This is a genomic window from Paraconexibacter algicola (genome assembly GCF_003044185.1).
Classification (GTDB): Bacteria; Actinomycetota; Thermoleophilia; order Solirubrobacterales; family Solirubrobacteraceae; genus Paraconexibacter; species Paraconexibacter algicola.
This window is the reverse complement of sequence record NZ_PYYB01000001.1, coordinates 2471997-2492257: the sequence shown is the minus strand read 5'-3', so window position 1 is coordinate 2492257 and position 20261 is coordinate 2471997. Positions and strand designations below refer to the sequence as shown.

The 20261-nt window shown below is 68.9% G+C and carries 16 protein-coding genes; 7 read left to right on the top strand and 9 right to left on the bottom strand.

The features are described 5' to 3' along the window. Positions 1-292: 292 nt before the first annotated feature. The 6 genes from C7Y72_RS11765 (at position 293) to C7Y72_RS11740 (ending at position 5006) form a co-directional block, all read left to right on the top strand. Complete coding sequence (locus C7Y72_RS11765) at positions 293-598, top strand: hypothetical protein (RefSeq protein ID WP_107568910.1); 306 nt, start codon at positions 293-295, stop codon at positions 596-598. Continuing rightward, positions 595-888 carry a hypothetical protein gene (locus tag C7Y72_RS11760; RefSeq protein ID WP_107568909.1) on the top strand — a complete coding sequence of 98 codons (294 nt, stop codon included), beginning with the start codon at positions 595-597 and terminating at the stop codon, positions 886-888. Before C7Y72_RS11765 ends, C7Y72_RS11760 begins: the two co-directional genes overlap by 4 nt. After that, positions 885-1112: a hypothetical protein gene (locus tag C7Y72_RS11755; protein ID WP_107568908.1), complete on the top strand. Its 228-nt coding sequence runs from the start codon at positions 885-887 to the stop codon at positions 1110-1112. The genes C7Y72_RS11760 and C7Y72_RS11755 overlap by 4 nt, the downstream gene beginning before the upstream one ends. After that, a complete protein-coding gene (locus C7Y72_RS11750) occupies positions 1109-1600 on the top strand; it encodes an RNA polymerase sigma factor (protein WP_107568907.1) in 492 nt (163 codons plus the stop codon). Before C7Y72_RS11755 ends, C7Y72_RS11750 begins: the two co-directional genes overlap by 4 nt. A gap of 118 nt (positions 1601-1718) precedes the next feature. Next, the gene (gene mobF, locus C7Y72_RS11745) at positions 1719-4601 is read left to right on the top strand and encodes a MobF family relaxase (protein WP_107568906.1); all 2883 of its coding nucleotides are present in this window, start codon (positions 1719-1721) and stop codon (positions 4599-4601) included. 36 nt (positions 4602-4637) lie between these two features. Beyond that, positions 4638-5006, top strand: a complete 369-nt coding sequence (locus C7Y72_RS11740; protein ID WP_107568905.1) for a hypothetical protein — start codon at positions 4638-4640, stop codon at positions 5004-5006. A 43-nt stretch (positions 5007-5049) separates the two neighbouring features. Here C7Y72_RS11740 and C7Y72_RS11735 read toward each other — a convergent pair whose 3' ends face one another. From C7Y72_RS11735 to C7Y72_RS11695, 9 genes are all read right to left on the bottom strand, one after another. After that, a complete protein-coding gene (locus C7Y72_RS11735; protein WP_107568904.1) occupies positions 5050-6024 on the bottom strand; it encodes a nucleotidyl transferase AbiEii/AbiGii toxin family protein in 975 nt (324 codons plus the stop codon). After that, complete coding sequence (locus tag C7Y72_RS11730; RefSeq protein WP_107568903.1) at positions 6021-6728, bottom strand: DUF6088 family protein; 708 nt, start codon at positions 6726-6728, stop codon at positions 6021-6023. The genes C7Y72_RS11735 and C7Y72_RS11730 overlap by 4 nt, the downstream gene beginning before the upstream one ends. A gap of 88 nt (positions 6729-6816) precedes the next feature. Next, a complete protein-coding gene (locus C7Y72_RS11725) occupies positions 6817-8481 on the bottom strand; it encodes a type IV secretory system conjugative DNA transfer family protein (RefSeq protein ID WP_158276811.1) in 1665 nt (554 codons plus the stop codon). Next, complete coding sequence (locus tag C7Y72_RS11720) at positions 8474-9457, bottom strand: lytic transglycosylase domain-containing protein (protein ID WP_199223926.1); 984 nt, start codon at positions 9455-9457, stop codon at positions 8474-8476. The genes C7Y72_RS11725 and C7Y72_RS11720 overlap by 8 nt, the downstream gene beginning before the upstream one ends. Continuing rightward, positions 9454-11778 (bottom strand): hypothetical protein, encoded by a 2325-nt coding sequence (locus C7Y72_RS11715; protein ID WP_107568901.1) that lies wholly within the window; start codon positions 11776-11778, stop codon positions 9454-9456. Before C7Y72_RS11715 ends, C7Y72_RS11720 begins: the two co-directional genes overlap by 4 nt. A gap of 17 nt (positions 11779-11795) precedes the next feature. Continuing rightward, positions 11796-14189, bottom strand: coding sequence for an ATP-binding protein (locus tag C7Y72_RS11710; RefSeq protein ID WP_107568900.1), 2394 nt, complete (start codon positions 14187-14189; stop codon positions 11796-11798). Beyond that, positions 14186-14767 carry a hypothetical protein gene (locus C7Y72_RS11705; protein ID WP_107568899.1) on the bottom strand — a complete coding sequence of 194 codons (582 nt, stop codon included), beginning with the start codon at positions 14765-14767 and terminating at the stop codon, positions 14186-14188. Before C7Y72_RS11705 ends, C7Y72_RS11710 begins: the two co-directional genes overlap by 4 nt. Then, complete coding sequence (locus C7Y72_RS11700) at positions 14767-15060, bottom strand: hypothetical protein (RefSeq protein WP_158276810.1); 294 nt, start codon at positions 15058-15060, stop codon at positions 14767-14769. The genes C7Y72_RS11705 and C7Y72_RS11700 overlap by 1 nt, the downstream gene beginning before the upstream one ends. Continuing rightward, positions 15060-15881: a conjugal transfer protein gene (locus C7Y72_RS11695; RefSeq protein WP_107568897.1), complete on the bottom strand. Its 822-nt coding sequence runs from the start codon at positions 15879-15881 to the stop codon at positions 15060-15062. The genes C7Y72_RS11700 and C7Y72_RS11695 overlap by 1 nt, the downstream gene beginning before the upstream one ends. Positions 15882-16288: 407 nt before the next feature. Here C7Y72_RS11695 and C7Y72_RS11690 point away from each other — a divergent pair, with 407 nt between their 5' ends. Next, positions 16289-20260, top strand: coding sequence for a DUF6602 domain-containing protein (locus C7Y72_RS11690; RefSeq protein ID WP_146175347.1), 3972 nt, complete (start codon positions 16289-16291; stop codon positions 20258-20260). Position 20261 lies beyond the last annotated feature (1 nt).

Genomic DNA, 20261 nt, shown 5'->3' with positions numbered 1-20261 from the left:
CGCTCACCCTGGACTGCGCGCACATAGATGCCGGCGTACGTGGTGACCGCGCTCCCTGACTGACCCCCCTTCATGGTCTTCAGAACCGGGAGAGGCAGGAGAGGTTGGGAGGTCCTGGTCGGGGCTTGGAGGTCGACGGGGAGTTGAGTGGTCCGCTGTCGACCGGGTGGTGTTCGAACCCGGCCTCAAGGCTTGCGCCCTTCACCGGCACGAGTCAAGCCCGCGGGTCGCCTTCGGCGAGTCCTGACGGACCGGGCTTGACACGCACCGGCTCGGTCGCGGGCGCACGGCCATGTCCGAACACCACAAGGCCGACAGCTCAAAGAGCGGGCCGCCTCCGACCAGCAAGCAGCTGCGCTACCTGCGCCAGCTCGCACTCGATCGCGGCGTGAGCTTCACGCCGCCCAACAGCAAGGCCGACGCCTCGCGGCAGATCGCCGCGCTCAAGGCCCGAACCCCCGACTCCAGGTCGGACCGCACCCGGGAGATCCGCAACGTCCAGAGGGACATGCAGTCCCGCGGGGACGCGGCGCGCGTGCGCGACCACGAGCTCGAAGGCCACGGCAGCACCGCCGCCTGGAAGGAGCGCAACGCATGAGCCCGCTCACCTCCGTCCAAGTCGCCGCCTACACCACCGCCGCCGGCGAGGACCGCATCCTGCAGGCGCTCCGCGGATCGCGCGGCTACCGCCTCAACGACCTCCCCGCCGCCGCGGGCGAGGGTCAGGCCTACCTCGTGGAGGCCGACATCCCGGACGTCGAGGAGCTCCGTGCGGTCGTCATGGACTACCTCGCCCAGACCGAGCTCAGCGGCCTCGTCCCCATGGACCTGCGCCGCATCTACCCCGACGCCCCCGGCTGGGTCCGCGGAGAGCGAGACGCAGCATGAGCCCGCTCGACTACCCCGACCCCGCCGAACGGCTCGCCGCCGACGAGACCGACCGCGCCCTCGCCCAGCTCCTCGGCGACTACGTCACCCGCCGCGCACACCGCACCACCCCCGAGGTCCTCGACCTCCTCACCGCCGCAGGCGAACACGGCCACCAGGCCATCTCCCAGATGCGCGACCTCATCGCCTTCTACGAGGCGCTCCACCCGGGAGGCGCGTCATGAGTGCCCTGCGCGGCGATGAGACCGCCCTGTACCGCGAGCACGCCGACCGCCTTCAGCGTGTCGTCCGCACACGCGTCCGCGGCGGCGACCAAGCGCTGGTTGAGGACGCCTGCAGCTTCGCGTGGATGCAGCTGCTGCGGTATGGGCCCGACCGCGAGACGGTGTTCCCGTGGCTCGTGCAGGTCGCCACGCGGGAAGCGTGGCGGCTCGTCGCCGAGGATCGCGCGACCGGCATCACCGGCACGTCGCGTGCGGACACGGGGCACCCCGGTGTCGCAGCGGACATCGAGGAGCAGGTGGCCTTCCGCGACCTCCTCAACTCCGTCGCGAGCCTTCCGCAGCGCCGCCGTCAATGCCTCGCCCTGCTCATCGCCGGTCACAGCTACACCGAGATCGCCAGGGCCACCGGCTTCTCCCTGACCGCCGTCAACAAGCAGCTCGTCAAAGCCCGCTCCACCCTTCGCCAGCACGGTCACGACCTCGCCTGACGACGACCCTGTCCAGCCTCCGCCCCAAGGAGCAACTGGACCGGCATACAGTTGCACTCCTTCGAGTGCGAGCTCGATCCAGGGGGGAGTCGACAGCCTCTCGCGCGACTAAGTATGTGTGCTGTCGATCGGAAAACTCGCCGCTGGCAAGGAGCAGTACTACATCGAATCCGTCGCCCAAGGCCGGGACGACTACTACACCGGCAGCGGCGAAGCACCTGGGTCCTGGATCGGGACCGGCGCGGACGAGCTCGGGCTCAGCGGCACGGTCGAGCCTGACAAGTTCACGGCGATCATCCGAGGCACGACGCCGGACCAGAAGACCTCCTTGCGGCCAGCGACGGCGAAGGTCACCGTCGACGGGTACGACCTCACCTTCAGTGCGCCGAAGTCCGTCTCTCTTCTCTACGGCGTGGGCGACGAGCGGACGTCCCGGCTCGCCCGCGAGGCGCATGACGAAGCCGTCCGCCAGGCACTCGGCTACCTCGAGCGCGAGGCCTGCCAGGTCCGTCGCGGAGCCGGCGGGAAGCGCGTGCTCCCCGCGTCCGGGGTCGTTGCTGCAGCGTTCCGTCACCGCTCGTCACGTGCGGGAGATCCGCAGCTCCATACCCACACGGTCGTCGCCAACGCGGGGAAGGCGGAGGGCACCTGGTCGACCCTCGATGGCCGGATGCTCTACGCCCACGCGAAGACCGCCGGCTACCTCTACCAAGCAGCGCTGCGCGAACAGCTCACCCGGGACCTCGGCGTGGAATGGCTCGCCGTCGAGAACGGCATGGCGGAGATCCGCGGTGTGGACCCGGGCGTCCTCCGGCATTTCTCGCAGCGGGCTCACGAGGTCGAGCAGCACCTGAACGAAGTCGGAAGCCGCGGACGGCGCGCGCGTGAGCTCGCCATCCTCGAGACGCGAAAGCGAAAGGACTACTCCGTGGCACCCGACCGGCTGCATCAGGTCTGGCGAGCGCGCGCCGCCGAGCTCGGCTTTGGCTGCGATGAGATCGACGCGGTGCTTGGTCGTGCTCGACCTCAGGACGACTCGCCCCGTCCCGTCCTCGAAGCCGCCGAGCGGCTCGCCAGTCCGCACGGCGTGACGAAGAACGCGAGCACCTTCGACAGGCGCGACGTCCTGCGCGACTGGGCCACCGAGCACCGCGCAGGAGCGTCGGTCGAACAGCTCGAGCGACTTACCGACGTCTGGCTCGCGTCCGACGCAGCGGTGCCCCTGCCCGCGCAGGCCGCCACCCCGGCCGGCGGTAGCCGGTACTCCACGCGCGAGATGCTCGCCATCGAGCGCGAGCTCATCGACGGCAGCCACCGCAGGCGTTCGGCAGACGTGGCGCGCGCGCGACCGGAAGCCGTCGAAGAGGCGATCGACGGCCGACCGACACTGACCCAGGAGCAGGCGGTGGTCATCCGCGGGCTCACCCGCTCCGGCGACGGGGTCCAGGTTGTTCGTGCCGCGGCCGGTACCGGCAAGACGTTCGCGCTCGACGCGGCCCGCGAGGCGTGGGCCGAGAGCGGCGTACCGGTCGTCGGCTGCGCACTCTCTGCCCGAGCGGCCGTCGAACTGGAGTCGCAGTCGGGCATCCGCAGCGACACCGTCGCTCGCCTCCAGCGGCAGATCGCGCAGGGACACGGCGTGCCGAAGGGCGGCGTCCTGGTCGTCGACGAAGCCGGCATGGTCGGCTCCCGCCAGCTCGCGGCTCTCGCATCCGCCGCCGAGCGCGCCGACGCGAAGCTCGTCCTCGTCGGCGACGACCATCAGCTTCCGGAGATTGATGCCGGCGGCGGACTGAGCGGCATCGCGAAGCGGATCGGAGCGCTGCAGCTTCGGACCGTCATGCGCCAGCAGAGTGAATGGGACCGGGAGGCACTGGCGCACCTTCGCAGCGGGCGGATCGAGCAGTGGGCCGAGGCCTACCGGGACCGCGGACGGATCGTCTCCAGCCCCACCGCCGAGTCCACGCGGCGCTCGCTCGTCTCCGACTGGTGGATCGCCGCCCGCGACCCTCAGCTGGACACGGTGATGATCGCCCACCGCCGCACCGACGTCGCCGATCTCAACCACCGCGCGCGGCAGCTCATGATGGCCGACGGGCGACTCGGGGACGCCGAGGTGACCGCGCACGAACGCGACTTCGCCGTCGGGGATCGCGTCCTCGCCAAGCGCAACGACCGCCGGCTCGACATCGTCAACGGCGCGCGCGGGGTCGTGGTGGACGTAGACCCGGACCGCCGCGCCATCTTGGTGGAAGTGGCCGGCGGCGACACCGTGAAGCTCGATGCGGGGTACCTCGACGCCGGCCACCTCGACCACGGTTATGCGCTCACCGCGCACGCGGCGCAGGGAGCGACCGTCGACAAGTCGTTCGTCCTCGGCTCGGACGACCTCTATCGCGAGTGGGGCTACACCGCGCTCAGTCGCCACCGCATCGAGGCGCGCTACTACACGGTCTCGCTGGGTCGTCCCGAGCCGACGCTCCCCGGTGTCGAGCCCGAGCCCGATCCGCTCATCGAGGACCTCAACGCCGCGCTCAAGCCCTCGCGACGCAAGCAGCTCGCGCTCGACTCGACCAAGGGTCAGGAGATCGACGAGAGCGAACGGCCGGTCGGGACGTTCGGCGATCTGCGAGCTGCGGAGCGAGATCTGCGACGGGCGAGCGAGGAGCGCGACAGGATCGCGCGGCTCTTGGCCGAGGCTGAGGCGCGTCAGGGCGAACTCGCGGCAGAGCTCGAGTCGACGCCACGGAGGAAGCGGGCAGCGCGGGCCGCTCTAGGCGAGGCGCTCGAGCGACAGCAGGCAATCACTACGGAATGGCGAGGACGGGGCGCAGAGCTCCAGGCCGAAGTCGACGAAGCGCTCGGACGGCACGGCTCGTTCGCCGCCGAGCTCGAGCTACGTGGTCTCGACTTGGCGGACGCTCAGACCGCTGACCTGCCCGAGGTCGACGCTCCGGACGTCGCTCCGCAGATCGAGGCTGGTCCGGACCTCGGGCCGTAGGGGGGCGAATTCGTCCCGGCGCTCTCTATCGAGGACATGCTCCCCAACACCATTCAGGTCGTCGCCATTCCAGAACGCTGCTACCGCTGCGGAGGAGTCACGCGAGGCATCGTCGGCGTTCTCGCCCCCCGGTCGACGGGCACCGTGTTCCGCGAGTTCGACGAGGTCGCCGAATCGCTCGCGAACGTGCTCAATCCCGAAGTGCTCCGCGTCGGCGGGATCGGGCCGATCAAGCCGAGGCGGTCACGCACGCGTGGTCTGTACGTGAGCAACGGCTGTGTCCACTGCGACGCGATCCTCGGCAGTTTCCCGCTGTGGGAGCGCCTGAACGAGGTGCTCTCAGAAGGCTTCCAGTTGCACGACTTCGCCCTGAGCGTCCGGATCGGAGATCCCGCGCGTCAGTGAGTTCATTCAGCGTCCGACCAGCACGGGGCGGCTGCCCGACGTCTCAGAGCAGGTCGCGCTGTTCCGCGACTCGCTTGAAGATCGAGCCGAGGCTCGGCCAAACCGCGTCACGTGCGGCAAGCGCCCGGGCGCGCTCGTAGTTGTCTTCGAGGTAGCCCCGTAGCTCGGAGTCGGAGCCCGGCGCGAACGCAGGGCTGTCGGCGTACCCGCCGTCGGGCCGAGGAGTCGAGCCGCCGTAGTGATTGGAGCTGATTCGGCGCACGTCCTCGACGACGCCGTCGAAGGCTTCGCGGTCGGCGAGGCGCGCGAGCGTGTCTGCGTGCCCGAGGATTTGGAACACGTCGTAGTAATGGCGACCGAAGCGCCCATCGTTGGCGGTCGAGGAGTCGACGAACTGTGCGCCGACGTGGTGCAGCACCGAGAGCTTCTCCAGCAAGGTTCGAACGGGCAGCAGCGCCCGGACTCGGAACGACCCGAGGTCCTCGTACCCTTCCGCAGCGACCTCCTGAGCCAGCAGCAGCAGCGGGGTGATCTCCACACCCTGGCTTGGCCACTCACCGCCGGCGTAACCGAGTTCCAGCTGAACGCCCCCGGCGATGATGCCCTCGATGGCCGGCGCCTCCAACCTGGTGGGATAGACCAGGATGTCGGCGCGGTTGGGCCATTTGCCACGCCCGGGTGGCCGAGCCTCGTTACTGGTCAAGCCGAGCTGGCCAGCCACCCGCGTGGACATCTGCTCAAGCAGCCGCTCGCACTCCTTGCGGCTTTGGGCCTCGGTCTTCTGCACGAGGATGTCGACGTCCTCGGAGAACCGGTCGATCAGCTCGTACCCTTTCGACAGGCTGGTCCCGCCCTTGAAGACGACGTCCGCCCCGTACCCATCGGGGCCGCAGAGCACCCGCAGGACCTGGCAGACCCAGTAGTCCTTTTCGATGAAGACGGGCTGGTAGCCAGTCCGCTCGGCCGCCAGGCCGACGGCGCCGTCGAAGTCGTCGCCGTCGTCGCGCAGGAGCGTCATCCGACGAGGACCCGCAGAGCTTTGTCGGCTGTTCGCTTGTCGCGGGCGCGCGGCACCCGCCCGGCCGCTTGTGCGTGCCCGGCGTGCTGCAGGACCGCGCGCAGGCGTTCGCGAACCGCAGGAGGTTCGGTCGTGCTGGCGCGAACGATTCGGTCGATGCGGACCTCGCGGGAACGCAGCGCACGCGCGAAGCGGTCGAGCGCCTCGTCGGCAGGGACCTCGACATAGCGGTCCCACGCGTCCAGGGCCTCCAGCAGCGTGACCTCAGCCTCGTTGAGCTCCGACGTGCGCCTGCCGCGGCGCGCGTCGCGTCGAACAACCTTGACGTCGCGCGGCAGGTTGCGCGGGGAGCGCGTAGAGATCGCCAGCGTCAGCTGCCTGGGGACCTGCGTGGACAGGCCCAATGCGTTGGTGGCGCTCCACTCGGCGGCGCCGATGGCCTCGTGGTCGCCGAGGACCTCGCGAACGACGGCATGCCCCGGAGTGGGCGTCATCCCGAACTTGCTCTCGCGCCCACGCCAATAGACGCCGCGCCGGACGCGCCGCAGTTGCTTGTCTTCGACGAGGCGGCGCAAAGCGCTGTTGATCGCGTCCGGCGTGCCAAGGTCGTCGAAGTCCGAGACCGACCACGCGCGCTCGCCGCCAGCGAGTACGCGGCGCGTGACTTTGCGAGAGATCGAGCGATCTGCGGCGACTTTTGACATGGCTTAATGATCGTAACGCGTTACGCGAAAACGTCAATGCGCGGTCGTAAGCCGTGACGCAAAACCGTCAAAAACCGCTGCCCTGCGGCTACGAGCGGTGATCCCACCAAGCGGCCGTGGTCAGTATGGCCGGCTTCTGCGCGCCCTCGACGAGCAGTGCTCGGTCTCGCGCAAGTTGCTGGAGCTGAGGTGCCGACGCAGCGCTACGGGCGTGCTGGGACCGAGTCCGCGACGCCCGCGCGGCATCGCCGAATGCGCCGGCAACAGTCTTCGACGTGGTGACTTTGGGCTCTTCGCCGATCAGCCCTTGGATGAACCGGCGCGTCTTCTCGTCGGTCACAGGCCCCAAGAACAGCTTCGTGATGCTGTTGGCGAGGACACCGTCCACCCCCCGCGGGTAGCGCTCGTGGATCTGTGCGAGCGACTGCCAGATGGTCGCGATGCGGACGCCGTTCCCGGCCGCCTGCGAGAGGTGGCTCGGCAGGTCACGCAGCGGCGCGATGTTCGCCGTCTCGTCAAGCAACAGTCGAAGCGTCCGCTCGAGCGGCTTCTGCTGCCGCGTGCGATCGGCGGCCTCGTGGAGGATCGACGAGAGCAGTCCGACGACCAGCGGCGCGAGGAGACGCTGGTGACGAGCGCTTGCCACTACGTACAGCGTCGATTTGCCCCCGCTCAAGAACTCATCGAGTGTGAACTCGTCTCCCGCGCGTTCGAGCTCGGGGTATCGGTACGCCGCGAGCAGGGAGCCGGCCGACATGTAGGTCGTGCCCTTGTTGCGGTCGTCGAGCTTGTTGACGGCATCGATCTGCCGCTTCGCGTCCGCGCGGGCCGCATCGCTCAGGATGCTCGCGGGCTTCGCCGTCTCCTGCGCGTCGACCCATGAGAGGACGGTCGACATGGATTGCTTGTCGAGCGCTGCAGCGTGCAGCAACGGCGCGAGCAGCTTCGCCGCCTCTCCCCGCCAGTAGGCCGCAATCTCCGAGTCACCTCCGTCGGCCGCGTCGGCGATCCACTGCGCCTGCGCCAGCGCGTAGCTCCAGTGATCGCACCCGCGGAGAGGAGACCACGTCGCCGAGTCGGCGCCGAACGGATCCCAGATCCAGACGCGTCCGTTGTTCCGTCCACGGGCCTCGGCCGTCGCCTCGACGACATCGAGCTTCGTGCTCGTGACGACAGCTGGACCGTCGTGCTCGAGCAACCAAGGAATCACGTAGCGCGTCGTCTTGCCTGACCGAGTCGGTGCTATCAGGGCAACGTGAGACTCAGGGTGCGAGGCGACGAGCCGACCATCGAGACGGCCGAGAGTGAAGCGGCCCGGCTGGCGCGACCGGACGATCGTGTCTCCGAGATCACGGCGCCGGGCCCATGTCCGCTGCCGGCTCCCCTGCGCGTCGTACGGTCGCCGCGCAAGCGATGCCCGGGAGACGTGCGCGTCGACGCGCCGCCAGGTCAGCGCAGCGATGGTGCCGGCCGCGACGGCGACGATCGACGCGGTCAGCCACCACAAGATCGGACCCGGCATCGCCGCCCGCGCTTCAGGCGGGAAGGCTTGCGCCGGGTCGGCCCACTGGCCGTCGACGGCTATCCGAAGACAGCTGACGAGCGCCGAGGCGACGTCGAGGCCGACGACCGTCCTCGCGTTGACGACCTGTGTGGCGCACGGGATCGAGATCAGCGTCACGGCCGCGATGCCGACGACCGCGGCCATCTCGATCGCTACCCACGGATCGTCTTCTGCCGTTCGATCAGCCATCGGTTCCGAATACGTCGACCCACGCCGCTGGCGGACGCCGGGCAGGGGCCGGCGCGTGATTCCAGGACAGGTGGAGGTGATGCCCGCGGCCGTGGTTGCTGTCGCCGTCGTAACCGACCCATCGGAACGGCGGGCGTGGCCTGCCCTGCTGCGGTTCGGCCCACCGGGCGAGTCGGTCGATGTCGTCCCAGGAGCCATGCGGCCCCGGCACCAGGTCGACGCCGAGACCGAGCGGATGCTCCCCGTCGGCCGCGTGCCCGGTCGGGGCGTAGCCGTCGCTCACCTTCAGGCGGTATGCGGCGATGAGCGCGAGGAGGTCGGGGAGGATGCGCTCGTCGATGCTCTCCCCCGGCATGCCCGGGATCCCGACGATGCGTCCCCCGCCGGTGATCCGCCGAGTACCCGTCGCCTGCGTGACGATGCCGGTCTCGCAGGTCGGTTCGACCCCGGGCGCGCTCAGCCGCTCAGCCTCGCGAAGGACCTTGTCGACATACCACTGAGCGTGGTTGTAGGCAAAGAGCGCGTCACGCCACGAGCCGGGTGCACCGCTCGCGCGAAGGTAGTTCGCCGCGCTGTGAATCGCGTCGACGGCGTTGTACGGATCGCGCTTGCCGTCGCCGTCAGCATCGACGCCGTATGCCGTCCAGGTGCTCGGGAGGAACTGTGTCCACCCGATTGCGCCGGCACTCGACGGCCCCATGTTCTGCCCGAACCCGGACTCGATGCTCGTGAGCCCGGCAAGGATCGAAGGGCCTCGGGACCCGAGCTCGTAGCGTGCCGCGGCATCGCGGAAGATCGGCCGGAGCTCGGGCGGGACCTCGCCGCTCACAGCCCCGCCACAGGCGCCGGCTGCGCTGCTCGGCGTCCCCGCTCCAGCGCCGGCCGCGGCAGCCATCCACGCCACAAGGACCGCAGCCAGGAAGGTGATCACTCCTCCGGCGGCTGCCGTCCCAAGTGCGAGGGCCTTGATGCTCACCGAGATCTCCGCGGATGGATCTGCCGGGCACGTCGCTCGGCGCGCATGCGAGCGCGTTCCTCCGCTGTGCGACGGCGGACCAGCTGCGGATCGAAGCGGACTTCCCCATTTCCCTCCGCAGCGCGCATGAGCCGCTGCTCACGATCGAGATGCCCTTGGACGGAAGCTCGGAGCACCTCTTGCTCGGCTGGCGCGGCCGCTCGATACGCGACAGGGTCGACGCCGGCGGCGCGGAGGTGCCGATCGTCGTCGAGCGGAAGCCCTGCAGCGTGATCGCGAATGCGCGCCTCCCTGTACTCGCTGAGGTCCCGCGGGCTGACCGGTGATCCGCTCTGCGCATGACTCGTCACGGCGCGTCGCGCGACGTGCTCGGCGCGGACCGCCTCCGGGCTCTCGACATCCTTCAGGAGCTCGGCGCGGCGCTTGAGCAGCATCGCCTGGTCGGCGTCGGGGGTCGGGACGGGCAGGCCCTCGGCCCGGGCGGAGGTGTGAAGGTCGTCGTAGGACGCAAGGCGCCGATCGATCACGCGCAGTTCGCGCCGAGCCTGCTGCGTCTGGCCGACCCGCCTGGAGGCCGCCGCTTGCTGGTGTGCGACGGCGCGCTCGCCCTGGGAGTCGAGAGCCTCCGACGCGAGACCCGCGAGCGCTGCTCCGCGTGCCTCACGTCTCTCCCCCGCGAGGGCGCCCAGCTTCGACGCGGGCGCGGTCGCCGGTGCCGCAAGCTTGCGGCCGATGCGGGAGCCCATCCAGGCAAGCTGGGCGCCGTGATAGGCGGTGCTCATCATCGACCCGCCTTGCTGCCCTGCGAGCTTCTGGGACGTGCCCGCAGTCGCGAAGCCGAGCAGCTCTTGGCGCTTGAGGAAGACGCCCCACCACAGGGCGATCTGGACCAGCCAGACGCCGAACCAGCCGACGTCGAGCCGTGCCACCGTCGCCGCGACTGCCAAGACGACCGCGAGGAACACCGAGTAGAGGAGCTTCGCCACGAGCGCCCCGGCAAGCCGCTTCCCCCACGCCACGAACGTCGCTCGCCCTGACTCACCGAACGCCGGAGCCAGCAGGACGACCGGCGCGAACAGCAGCAGCAGGAGGGTCAGGATGGATGCGAGGAGGAGCCGCACCCCGATGTACGCGAGGAGAACGATCGCCCCGGTCATGCCGACGGCGATCAGCGCGAGAAGGGCGAAGCGAGGCACGGTCCCACCTGCCTCTTGCATGCTGGCCCGCTCCGGGTTCTTCGCGACGCGATCGCGAACCTCGTCCGGCAACTTCGGGTCCTCCCCGTCCCCGATCCCAACCGCGTCCAGCGCAGCTCCGCCGAGCGGGCCGGCGAGCGCGTCTACGACGCCTGGTCGCCCTCCCCCTTCGGCATCCTCGCCCTTAAGCAGGTGGTAGAGCCCGCGGCGCTGTCGTGAGGCCGCCGGGTACTCCAGCCATACGTCGGCATTGCTGATCGTCTGCTCGCCCTTCGCAGCCTGATCGCAGTACTCGACGGACCCGAACTGCAGCGCGCACCACGGATCGCGAACGGTCTGGTCGAAGATCCCTGAGACGGCATCCGAGAGTGCACGCTCGGGATCGTCGACCGGGCTTCCGGTAGAGGCGGCGAGGATTCCGACCGCCGCGTCGTTGGCCAGCTTGGAGGCGTGGCCGACCGTCCCGAGTGGGTTGGAAACGATCACGAGGCCGACCACCATCAGCCCGACGGTCGCGCCCAGCCCCGTGATCGTCTGTGAGGTCCTGCCCTGGACGAGTCCGCGCCACGTGCCCCACAGGGCGGCGATCGACAGCGCCGTGATGAACCACGTCTCACCGAAGACGTCGCGGTGCAGCCGATCGAGCGTCTCGCGCACGTCGGTCATCGCGGCGCCCAGCAGGTCAAGCGAGAACGCCCACTCGAGGAGGAGGAGCACCGCTTTCACGAGATAGACCAACGCCATCCAGATGAGCGCCGCGATGCTCTGCAGCGCACCCAGGAAGCTGTCGCCGAGGTTCGTGACCGAGAAGCCGACCTGGACATCGAAACCGTAGGCGCTGACCGGATAGGAGTGCGCGACGGAGCCGGATCTCGTGCAGTTCTTTCGGGCCTGAGCGCCGCTGGGCCGGCGACACCCAGGCGACCCCGCCCCCAGTGCAGAGAGCGGGTCGGCGTAGTCGCCCTTCGAAGTGGACGTTGACGGTGCCGCCGGTGCTGCGGTCACTCCCGGAGTCGGCGCGGGCGTCGGGTCGGGCGTCGCCGCCGCTCGTGGCACGGCTTCGAGGACGACGGCATCCGCGCTGGCGGACGCGGGCGCTGCCAGCGCGACTGCTACGAGGATCACGGCTCCGAGCCGCCGAGTCATCCTCGAGCGTGGGCCGGGGAGGTGTCGAGGACGTCGAGAAGGTCCTGGTCGGCGAGATCGATTTGGACAGCTCCGACGCGGCCCTCGTAGTCGCGCATGAGGCAGCGCCCGCGCCGGAAGCTCTGCAGGCGTGAGCGAAGCGGAGCGTCCTCAGGGTCGAGGCCGAGCAGGTCCAGGACCTGACGCGCTTCGTGGTCGGTCTCCACCCCGAAGCAGAACAGGGCGCCGAGGAGGTTGTCGAGGTCCCCCACGTCGGCGAGGGCCTGGGTGGCCAGGATCGGCGTTGCGTTCTGGCTTCGGCAAAGTCGGTTGATTCGCTGGACGAGGGCGCGTCCGGCTGCATCGCCGAGCAGCATCCAAGCCTCGTCGAAGAGCAGGACCTTGTGGCGGCTCGTGTCGCTCGCCATGAGGTGCGTCGCATACGTGGCGAGCAGGCGCAGAAGCGCCTGGCCCGTGCGCTCGTCTGAACTTATCTCCGCGCGAGGCGTGCCTGGCAGCGGGAGAACCAGATTGGCGATCCGCAGCACCGTCAGCCGCTTTGCGAGCGCCGGCCGTGTGGGGCTGTCCGCCTCGGCGAACGCGAGTCGAAGCAGCCCGCCTTGCGCGTAGGTCTCCAGCGCACGGCCGGCCTCGGTCGCGTCGTCACGGCCGTTGATCAGCCGGTCCACGACCTCCGCGCACGACGCCAGAAGACTCTCCCCCACCACGTCGACTGCCCGCCGGATCTCGGTCTGCCATGACGCCGGAACGGGAGACGGCAGGATGTCGATCAGGAAGCCGTAGGCGAGATCGGTGCGGGTGTCCTGCGGTCCGATCCGCAGCGGATCCAGGAGGCCGCGGAACTCGGGGTCCGGCGAGAGCGAGATGTGCTCGACGTCCTCCGGGTCGACGACGGCATCGAGCCGGTGGTCCCCCTTCGGGTCGACGCTAACCACGCGGGAGCCGGCGGCGAACGCCTGAAGCGCGAGCAGCTCGGCCGCCAGGGTCTTCCCGGAGCCGAGCGTCCCGGAGCACAGCATCGCCGGCGGCCTGGATGTCCGCGGTGCCTCCGTCAGGTCCATAAGCACCGGATGCGGTGCGCCCGTCAGCGTTGCGCCGATGTAGAAGCCGCAGTCCGAGCCCACCTGGTGCGTCGCGGTCGGGACCATCGCGCCGAGTTGCTCGCACAGGAGGACGTCCTCGTACGCGCGCGTGCCCGCGCGCTGGCCGGGGAGGTGCGTCGTGAACAGCTCGAGCTGCGATCCCGCAGGACGATGCAGCGTGATTGGTGCGTACTGCGCGCGGACGCGCTCCACCGCATGCTCGAGCTCGTCGCTGGTCGATGCGCTGACCGCGAGCGAGATCGTCGACCGCAGCAGCGGCGGCCGCTCGGAAGACGTCAGGTACTCCTCGAGCTCGCGCGCGACGGCCGGGCGGGCGGCAGTCAAGGCGGTCGCGCCGTGGTGCCCGTCCTGCTCCTCAGCGAAGACGTTGTCGGCGTCGACCAGTCGGCGTCGGGTCAGCGCGACCGCGCGGTCGTTTGCGAGCCACTGGGCCGTGAAGACCGCATCGACCGGGAACGGCAGCGCCTCGAGCGGCGCGAAGAGAAGCTCGGCCTGGCTGCCGGGGAAGGCCACGGTCTCGGGCAGTGCGCCAATGGCCAGGAAAGCCTGGTGCGTCTCTCCCAGCTCGGAGTGCGTCACGAGCGCCCGAGCCCCGACCTCGATCGGCGCGTCGAACAGCCGCAGGATGTCCGACTCGAGCGGCTCGAACCGCCACCCGCCGTCCTCGTCGTCGCTGTCCAGGACGAGAGCTTGCGGCAGCCACCGGGGATCGCTCTCCGGTTCGCCGAGACCTCGGCAGAAGGCCCGCCGGACGAGCCACTGGAGATCCCCGGTCGTGGCTCGCTCACAGTCCAGGAAGTCGGCAACGCGCGCATGGACCTTGCTCTCCTCCTGGATCAGCTTCGCCATGGCGCGCGCCGTGAGAGCGCGTGGGTCCCGGAGGCCGAGGGCACGCGAAACGCTCGCGCGAAGATCGCGCGCGGGCTCTGCTCGCAGCGCGACTGCGAGGAAGACCTCTGGGGTGACTGACGCAAGGAGCGAGACCCGTGCCCGCTGCGCAGACACCATGCGATCGAGGAGCGCGGACTCCGGCTCAGGGGCGTCGGCGAGTCCGTAGGCCATGTCGGCGTAGTCCTCCACCGAAGTGGATCTGCTGACGCGGAGAATCTGGAAGTCCGCGGCGATCGTGTAAGCGAACCCAGCGATCTCGCCGAGCAGCTCTCGCTTGCGCGCGGACGTCAGCCCTGCGTACGACCGGGTGGTGAGCCGGTAGAGCGCCCACGCGTCGTCCGCGCCTCCGGCACCGAAGACGAGGTTGCCGTGAACGAAGGTGATCGGCTGTCTCACCGGATCACCAGCCGGCGTGACTGATCAAAGATGATCTCGAAGCCCTCCTCGAGCGCTGCGCCTTCCTCGCCTCGCAAGGTCAGTCGGCGACCGCGCTCGTCCGCTGTGGCGGCGACGCGCACGACGGCGGTTGCCGGCCCACGAACACGGCCTCGCCGGAGCCTGGGACCGCTCGCGTCCGGTGCCACCCGGACGTCGAGGAGCCGCGCCTGCTGTCCAGGCCTCGTTCCTCGCTTCCACGCCGTTACGACCCGCGGCCGGATCCTCCAGACGACGAGAGCGATGAACGCCTCGTGCGCCGGCCGGCCATCGACTTGGATCGACGTCAGCGCGTACGCGGCTGCGCCCGGGATCAAGGCCAGTCGCACTGGTGCAGGCAGCGCTCCGACAACCGTGCCCAGGACGGGGAGCTGCCCGACTACAAGGACGAGCAGCAGCGCCCCGGCGGCGTACCCCAGGCTGCGGAGCGGCAGCCCGTACGGCAGGGGTAGACGCCAGCGATCGATCCGGTGGAGCCGTCGGTCGAGCTGAAACACGACGCGGAACGAGCGGATCACGATCTCGTCGCGCTCGCGCATCAGTCCGCGACCGAGCCCCAGAGCGAAACGATCACGCCCTTCACCTGGTCGGGGGCGAACGCGAACCCTCCGACGATCATCACGAGCAGGGCGAGCACGAGCCCGCCGTTGATGTCGCGCTTGGCGAGAACCGGGATCGACACCAGCGCCGCAACACCCAGCAGGAGCGTCGTGGCCCAGGTCTTGATCTCCTCGCCCAGGTTCTGCCCGACGTCACTGGTCTCGGCGAGCGCCAGCGCCGGCACCGCCGCGTAGACGGCGAGCGCCGCCGCTGTCATCAGGACAAGCCTCATCACTGCACCTCCGGGTTGGTGTGGATCGCGCGTACGAGCCATCGCCCCGCCTGCCTTGTGACCGCCAGCTCGTACCGCAGGGTCATCTGGACGCCATCTCGGTCTGCCGTGCGAACGGTCGTCGCGACCCGCGACCCGAGACGCACCCAGATCACCGGGTCCGCCGAGAGGACACGTTGGGCACGGTCGGGGAGCACGAGCTTCGCGTCGCTCGAGAGGTCGGCGCGAAGATCCGAGCCATCGCGCGCGAGGTAGTTCCGCAGTGCCCGTTCCACAGCTGCAACGAGCTGCGGTTCGGTGACCTCGCGGCCGGCTCCTGGTCTCGCCGGGTTCTCGGCACGGGGAAGAGCGCCGACCACCGCCGGCTGACCAACCACCTGGCGTGCGCCCGCCACATCTCGCCGAACGGTCACGGAGAGTGCGACGCGCCCGCGCGTCGTCTGCGCCATGACCGTGACAACCTCGGTGCCACCGGTCGCGCGCCGAGCACCCGCGACGGAGGTCCACCGGACTCGTTGATCGAGTCCACCGGGCGGCCGCGGCGGGATCAGGTCGACGCCGTACGCAGCCAGGGTCGTCGAGGACTCCGAGCCGTCGCGGTCCCACGTCAGGTAGTCGCGCGCGAACGCTTCGGCGAAGGCCTGCGACCCCGGATCGGCTTGCGCTGGCGCTGACTGTCGCGGCGCAGGCGCTGCCGGCGTCACGAACAGATCTCGAAGCCCGACGGCACTCAGGACGGCGCACGTAGCGAGAAGCCCGGCGCGCGGTGCACGCGCGAGCCACCGCGTCGTATGAAGGCGCTGCGTCGCCACCTCGAGCATCAGCGCGCCTTTACGAGACGTGGCTGAGCGTGGTCAGTGGGTGCAGGCCCTTCTTCGATACGCACTTCGCCGCGGGGAGCCGCGATCGAGAACGGAACCTGCGGGTTGTGATCCCCCCTCCCCGTAGCGACAAGCCCTGCAGCAACGAGGCTCGCGCCGATGGCCAGAATCGTCGCGAGCCCGCGGCGGGAGGCTGCAGGTACGGGGCGTCGCGCTGGCTGGACGGGGAGGACGCCGTCACCAGAGATGCGAAAGCCGCGCTTCTCGGTCGCTACGGTCGGAGGGGTCACACCTACTTAGTCGCGCGAGTCGGGAACTACTCCCCCCTGAGTTCTGCCGCGCAGTCCGGCGGCTCCGGGGGCGCGGTGGTCCGCGCACCGGAGCGGGTTCCACCCGCGCTCGGTGAGATGCTGGGCGAGGTGGCATCACGCGAACGCATCCTCGAGAGCTTCCGAGCCGATCAGCGAGCGCTCGCCGCACAAGCTGAAATCCATGCATCCTCGTCAGAGCACGGGCCGTCCATCGGCTCGGCCCGCGAGGAGCTCGTCCGCGGCCGCCTCATGCAGTACATGCCAGCGTACGGCTACGTCCGCGGGGAAATTACCGCTCCTGATCTCGGCCCCAGCCGCGAATGGGACGTGATCGTTTACGACAGCACGGTAGGGCTGAACCTGACCGGCGACTCGCAGCCCGGCATCGTCGGGATCGAAGCTGTCCTCGCCGTCGTCTCCGTGAAATCCAACCTAAACACGGCCGCAATTGAGGAGTGCGCCGAGGCCGCCGCAGAGCTTCGAGCGATGCACGTCGGACAGGCTGGCGAGCGTCCCATTCCTGCCGTCTTCGCTTTTGGCTTTAAGGGCCTGACTGCCGCGAACTTGTCAAAGGCCGCCGAAGACGCGTGCGCCGTGCACGGTCCGCCGGGAGCAATCAACGGTTTGCTCGTGCTCGGGTCGGCCTGTGTGACCGCACTCGGGCCAGTGGAGTGCCATGACGAGGGTCAAGACGCTTGGGCTCGGTGGCTGGCAACCGTCCAGGACACGCTCCAAGTTGCCCCCCGGTCGCCGGTGAGGCTTTCGAGCTATTTCTACGCGACCGGCCAAGCCGAAGAACCCCGAACAACCGCCAAGAGCTTCGCCGGGAACGACGACCCAGACGGAGCCGTTGAGCCAGATGGACCTGTCCTTGATATCGCCTCCGACCTGCTACGGATCGACGAACGCGCGAGCGCGTCTCTGTCAACGTCGCTTCAGCTCCGTCGCATCGTTGACGAACTGTCGACTGACGATCCCGAGGGTGCAACCACCCTCTCAAGAGCAATTGCCGACGACGCGAGGTCACTTGAGGCGATTGCGGAACAAGCCGTCGGACTTCGCCTTGAGGCCGCGGCCCGCATGTTGCTCGTTCTCGAACGTGTTTCACCCGCGGTGCAGGCGCTGAACCGACGGATAGACGAACCCGATGCTCCGCGCGTAGAGCTCCTCGGCCTTATCGCCGATCACGATCCGAGCGACGAGGCGGAGGAGAGGTTGCACGCAGCGGCACGGGCCCAGCCCACCAACTCGGGGTATGCCATTCGGGAGGCGCTGCGTCTTGAAGCACCCGACAGCCAGCTTGAAGCACTCCGCTGTATCACCGCATCTAGCGACCGCCAACGAGCGCTCCTGGTAGCCGGAATGGCTTCTGCGCTCTCGGCGCTCGGGCGCGACGCTGACGGCATCGCCGATGTCCGGGCGGCGTTGGCTCTGCGCTGGAGTCCTTTGCTGGCTGAACGCCTTGCCATCATGCTGCTCCGCCGCGAGGAGAGCGCGGCATCGCCCGACGCGGCGGCGTACGTGGAGGCAGCCGATTTGCTCTCACAGGTTGCCGTCGAATCGCTCGCGACTGAACAGCCAGGAATGGCTCTTCAGATTGATTCGCGGCTCCTCGGTGTTCTGCAAAGACTGGGGCGCCCGGAACTCGTGCCTGAGCTCGCCGAGTGGTGGCTTGTGAGCGGGATCGACACGCTGCCAACGGATGCTCGAACGACGATGGCGCTGGCTTTGCTGGACTGCGATGAGCTCGCGCTTGCGCGGAGGTTCGCGCCCGCCCGTGCGCCGGCTTCGCCCGCCAGTCGGTTGCTTATGGCACGCGTCGCGCTCGCCGAAGGACGGATCGAAGCCGCTGTCGAAACGCTGGATGCGCTTCTGGCCGACGAGTCGCTCGAAGCGAGGCTGCGCAGCGAGGTGGCCCATGCTCGTCTGATCGCATCGTCTGACTTCGACGCCGAATGGAACGAATCCGCGGCAGAGCTGCTCGACGATCGCAAACTGTACGCCGCCGCTCTGCATGCCGCCCACCTTTCCCGTCGCGATCGCATCGGCGATGCAGAGATGGTGCTTCTGCCATACAGCGACACGGTTAACGGCAAACGCGCGCTGATCGACCTTCTGGCCGAGCAGCAACAGTGGGAAAAGGTGCTGAGTCTCGTTGAGTCCCTGGGAACCGATCCTCCGAAGGTCGAGCTTTTCCGCAAGGCCGTGGCGCTGCACGAGATCGGACGGATTACGGAGGCCGAGGAGCTGTGGACGGAGCTGCTAAACGACGAAAAGCTGTCGTACTTCCGGCGCGAGCAGGCCGCCTTCCGCGCGGCGAGCTCCCTCGCCGAGCGCCAGCAATGGGGTGCGCTGGCTGAGTTCGCTACACGCTGGCACGCCGTACTTCCTGCAAGCCCGAAAGCACCGTGGGCGGCCGCAGACGCGCTCGCTCGTGTCGGAGATCCCGTGGCCGCGCTCTCGATCCTCGACGCCGCTTCTCTCGAACCCGGTTCGGACAACGAACGTCTTCTGGTCGCGCAGCTGGCATCCCAGAGCCTTTCGCTACCCGAAGCACTCCAACGGATAGCCGACCTCTCCGACGAGATCGACCGTCGCGATGAGCGGCTCGAGGCGATGCTGATCACGGTCTCCGCCGGCGAAGCGAAGGACGACCTCCCGCCGGAACTCGAAGCGCGAGTGAGACTGACGTTCACTGATTTCTCCGAACGCTTCCCTGAGTCCGAAATCATCCAAGCCGAACCCATCGATGATGGGTCGGACTGGATCCGCCGGTTGGAGGCGCAGGCGAAACACCGACACCTTTTCGCGCGCAGAATTCAGGAGCAGATCTGGCGTGGGCAGGCGTCTCTTTCGCTGCTTTGTCTCCTAGGGAGGACTCCGCTCGAGGTCTGGCTGTTTTCGAACGTCCTCCCGCTGACGTATCCGGTGGACGCCGAGAACCGCGACGAACGGAAGGCAGCCGATGCAGCAATTGCCGGCGCCGCATCTTGGGACCTCTCAACGTTGGCCGTCCACACCCTGCTGGGCGCGGACCTACGAGAGCTTATGGCGAGTTCGCTACCCGGGTCGACGATCGCCCGCGCCGCCGCCGCCGACTTCCCGCGCGCACGTCACGGGCTGGCCTCGCTCGACCCGGACCGGTCCCCCGGGTCATTCACCTTCGACAGCGACGGACAGTCGCTTCAGATCGTCGAGAACAACCTCGATGTCCTGAACGGCATGCGCGACCGTCTGGACAGCGCGGAAAGCAGCCTTGCACGTCTAGTTGTGAGAGACCCTGACGCCAGCGGAGAGCAGGATCTCGAGCGAGCTCTGCGCGACACTGACCTCGACCCCTCGGCGTCGACGTGGCTAGGTGCAATCGCGGTCGCGCAACAGGCCAACCTTCCCTTCTTCAGCGACGACCGGTATCTGAGGCGGTTTGCTCGTCAGCTCGGGGTGCCCACCTTTGGCACCGTGGGGCTCCTCGCAGCGCTTGAGGCCAGAGGAGCTATTTCGCAGGCCCAACTTGACGCTGCGCTGTGGGATCTTCGGTCCGGCGGGGGTCGATACCTGTCGGTATCCGCCAACGACCTGACCGCTCGGGTAAGAGCTGACGGTTTCGAGTTGACGCGCGCCACCGCAACCACGGTCCTCGCGCCCGAAGGATGGGCGGTCGAGCCAGCCGTACTGCTTGCTGCATGGCACGCCGCGCTCGCGGCTAGCTACGTCGAACGCCCCGACACCCTGGACGACTTGGTTCACTCCGTTCTGCGAGCGAGCGCAGTTGGTCGTGGCACCGATCTGAGCAGTTGCGCGACGCTGCTCGTTCTCGCGACGCTCGCGTCGCCGGCCCCTTTGGCCGCCGGCTACCTGACGAGTCTGTTCCGCAGTCTGAGGCGGCACACCGGATCCGGCCCGGATCCAATCGACCTGGCAATGGCGGAGGTAACGCAGCGGGCGCGCGCGACATCCAGCGGTCCACTGCCAGTGTGGCATGCCTTCAGCCGACTCCCGATTTCGGAGCAATTGCGGCTCGTCGGCGACGACCCGCTAGCTCCCGGCTGGAAACCCCAGGTCGGGTGAC

Bases quoted from the DNA above. Each gene is read 5' to 3' on its own strand.
- C7Y72_RS11755 (WP_107568908.1), top strand. From the start codon at position 885: ATGAGCCCGCTCGACTACCCCGACCCCGCCGAACGGCTCGCCGCCGAC.
- C7Y72_RS11760 (WP_107568909.1), top strand. From the start codon at position 595: ATGAGCCCGCTCACCTCCGTCCAAGTCGCCGCCTACACCACCGCCGCC.
- C7Y72_RS11740 (WP_107568905.1), top strand. From the start codon at position 4,638: ATGCTCCCCAACACCATTCAGGTCGTCGCCATTCCAGAACGCTGCTAC.
- C7Y72_RS11700 (WP_158276810.1), bottom strand. From the start codon at position 15,060: ATGAGGCTTGTCCTGATGACAGCGGCGGCGCTCGCCGTCTACGCGGCG.
- C7Y72_RS11730 (WP_107568903.1), bottom strand. From the start codon at position 6,728: ATGTCAAAAGTCGCCGCAGATCGCTCGATCTCTCGCAAAGTCACGCGC.
- C7Y72_RS11705 (WP_107568899.1), bottom strand. From the start codon at position 14,767: ATGCGCGAGCGCGACGAGATCGTGATCCGCTCGTTCCGCGTCGTGTTT.
- C7Y72_RS11765 (WP_107568910.1), top strand. From the start codon at position 293: ATGTCCGAACACCACAAGGCCGACAGCTCAAAGAGCGGGCCGCCTCCG.
- C7Y72_RS11725 (WP_158276811.1), bottom strand. From the start codon at position 8,481: ATGGCTGATCGAACGGCAGAAGACGATCCGTGGGTAGCGATCGAGATG.
- C7Y72_RS11735 (WP_107568904.1), bottom strand. From the start codon at position 6,024: ATGACGCTCCTGCGCGACGACGGCGACGACTTCGACGGCGCCGTCGGC.
- C7Y72_RS11690 (WP_146175347.1), top strand. From the start codon at position 16,289: ATGCTGGGCGAGGTGGCATCACGCGAACGCATCCTCGAGAGCTTCCGA.
- C7Y72_RS11695 (WP_107568897.1), bottom strand. From the start codon at position 15,881: ATGCTCGAGGTGGCGACGCAGCGCCTTCATACGACGCGGTGGCTCGCG.
- C7Y72_RS11750 (WP_107568907.1), top strand. From the start codon at position 1,109: ATGAGTGCCCTGCGCGGCGATGAGACCGCCCTGTACCGCGAGCACGCC.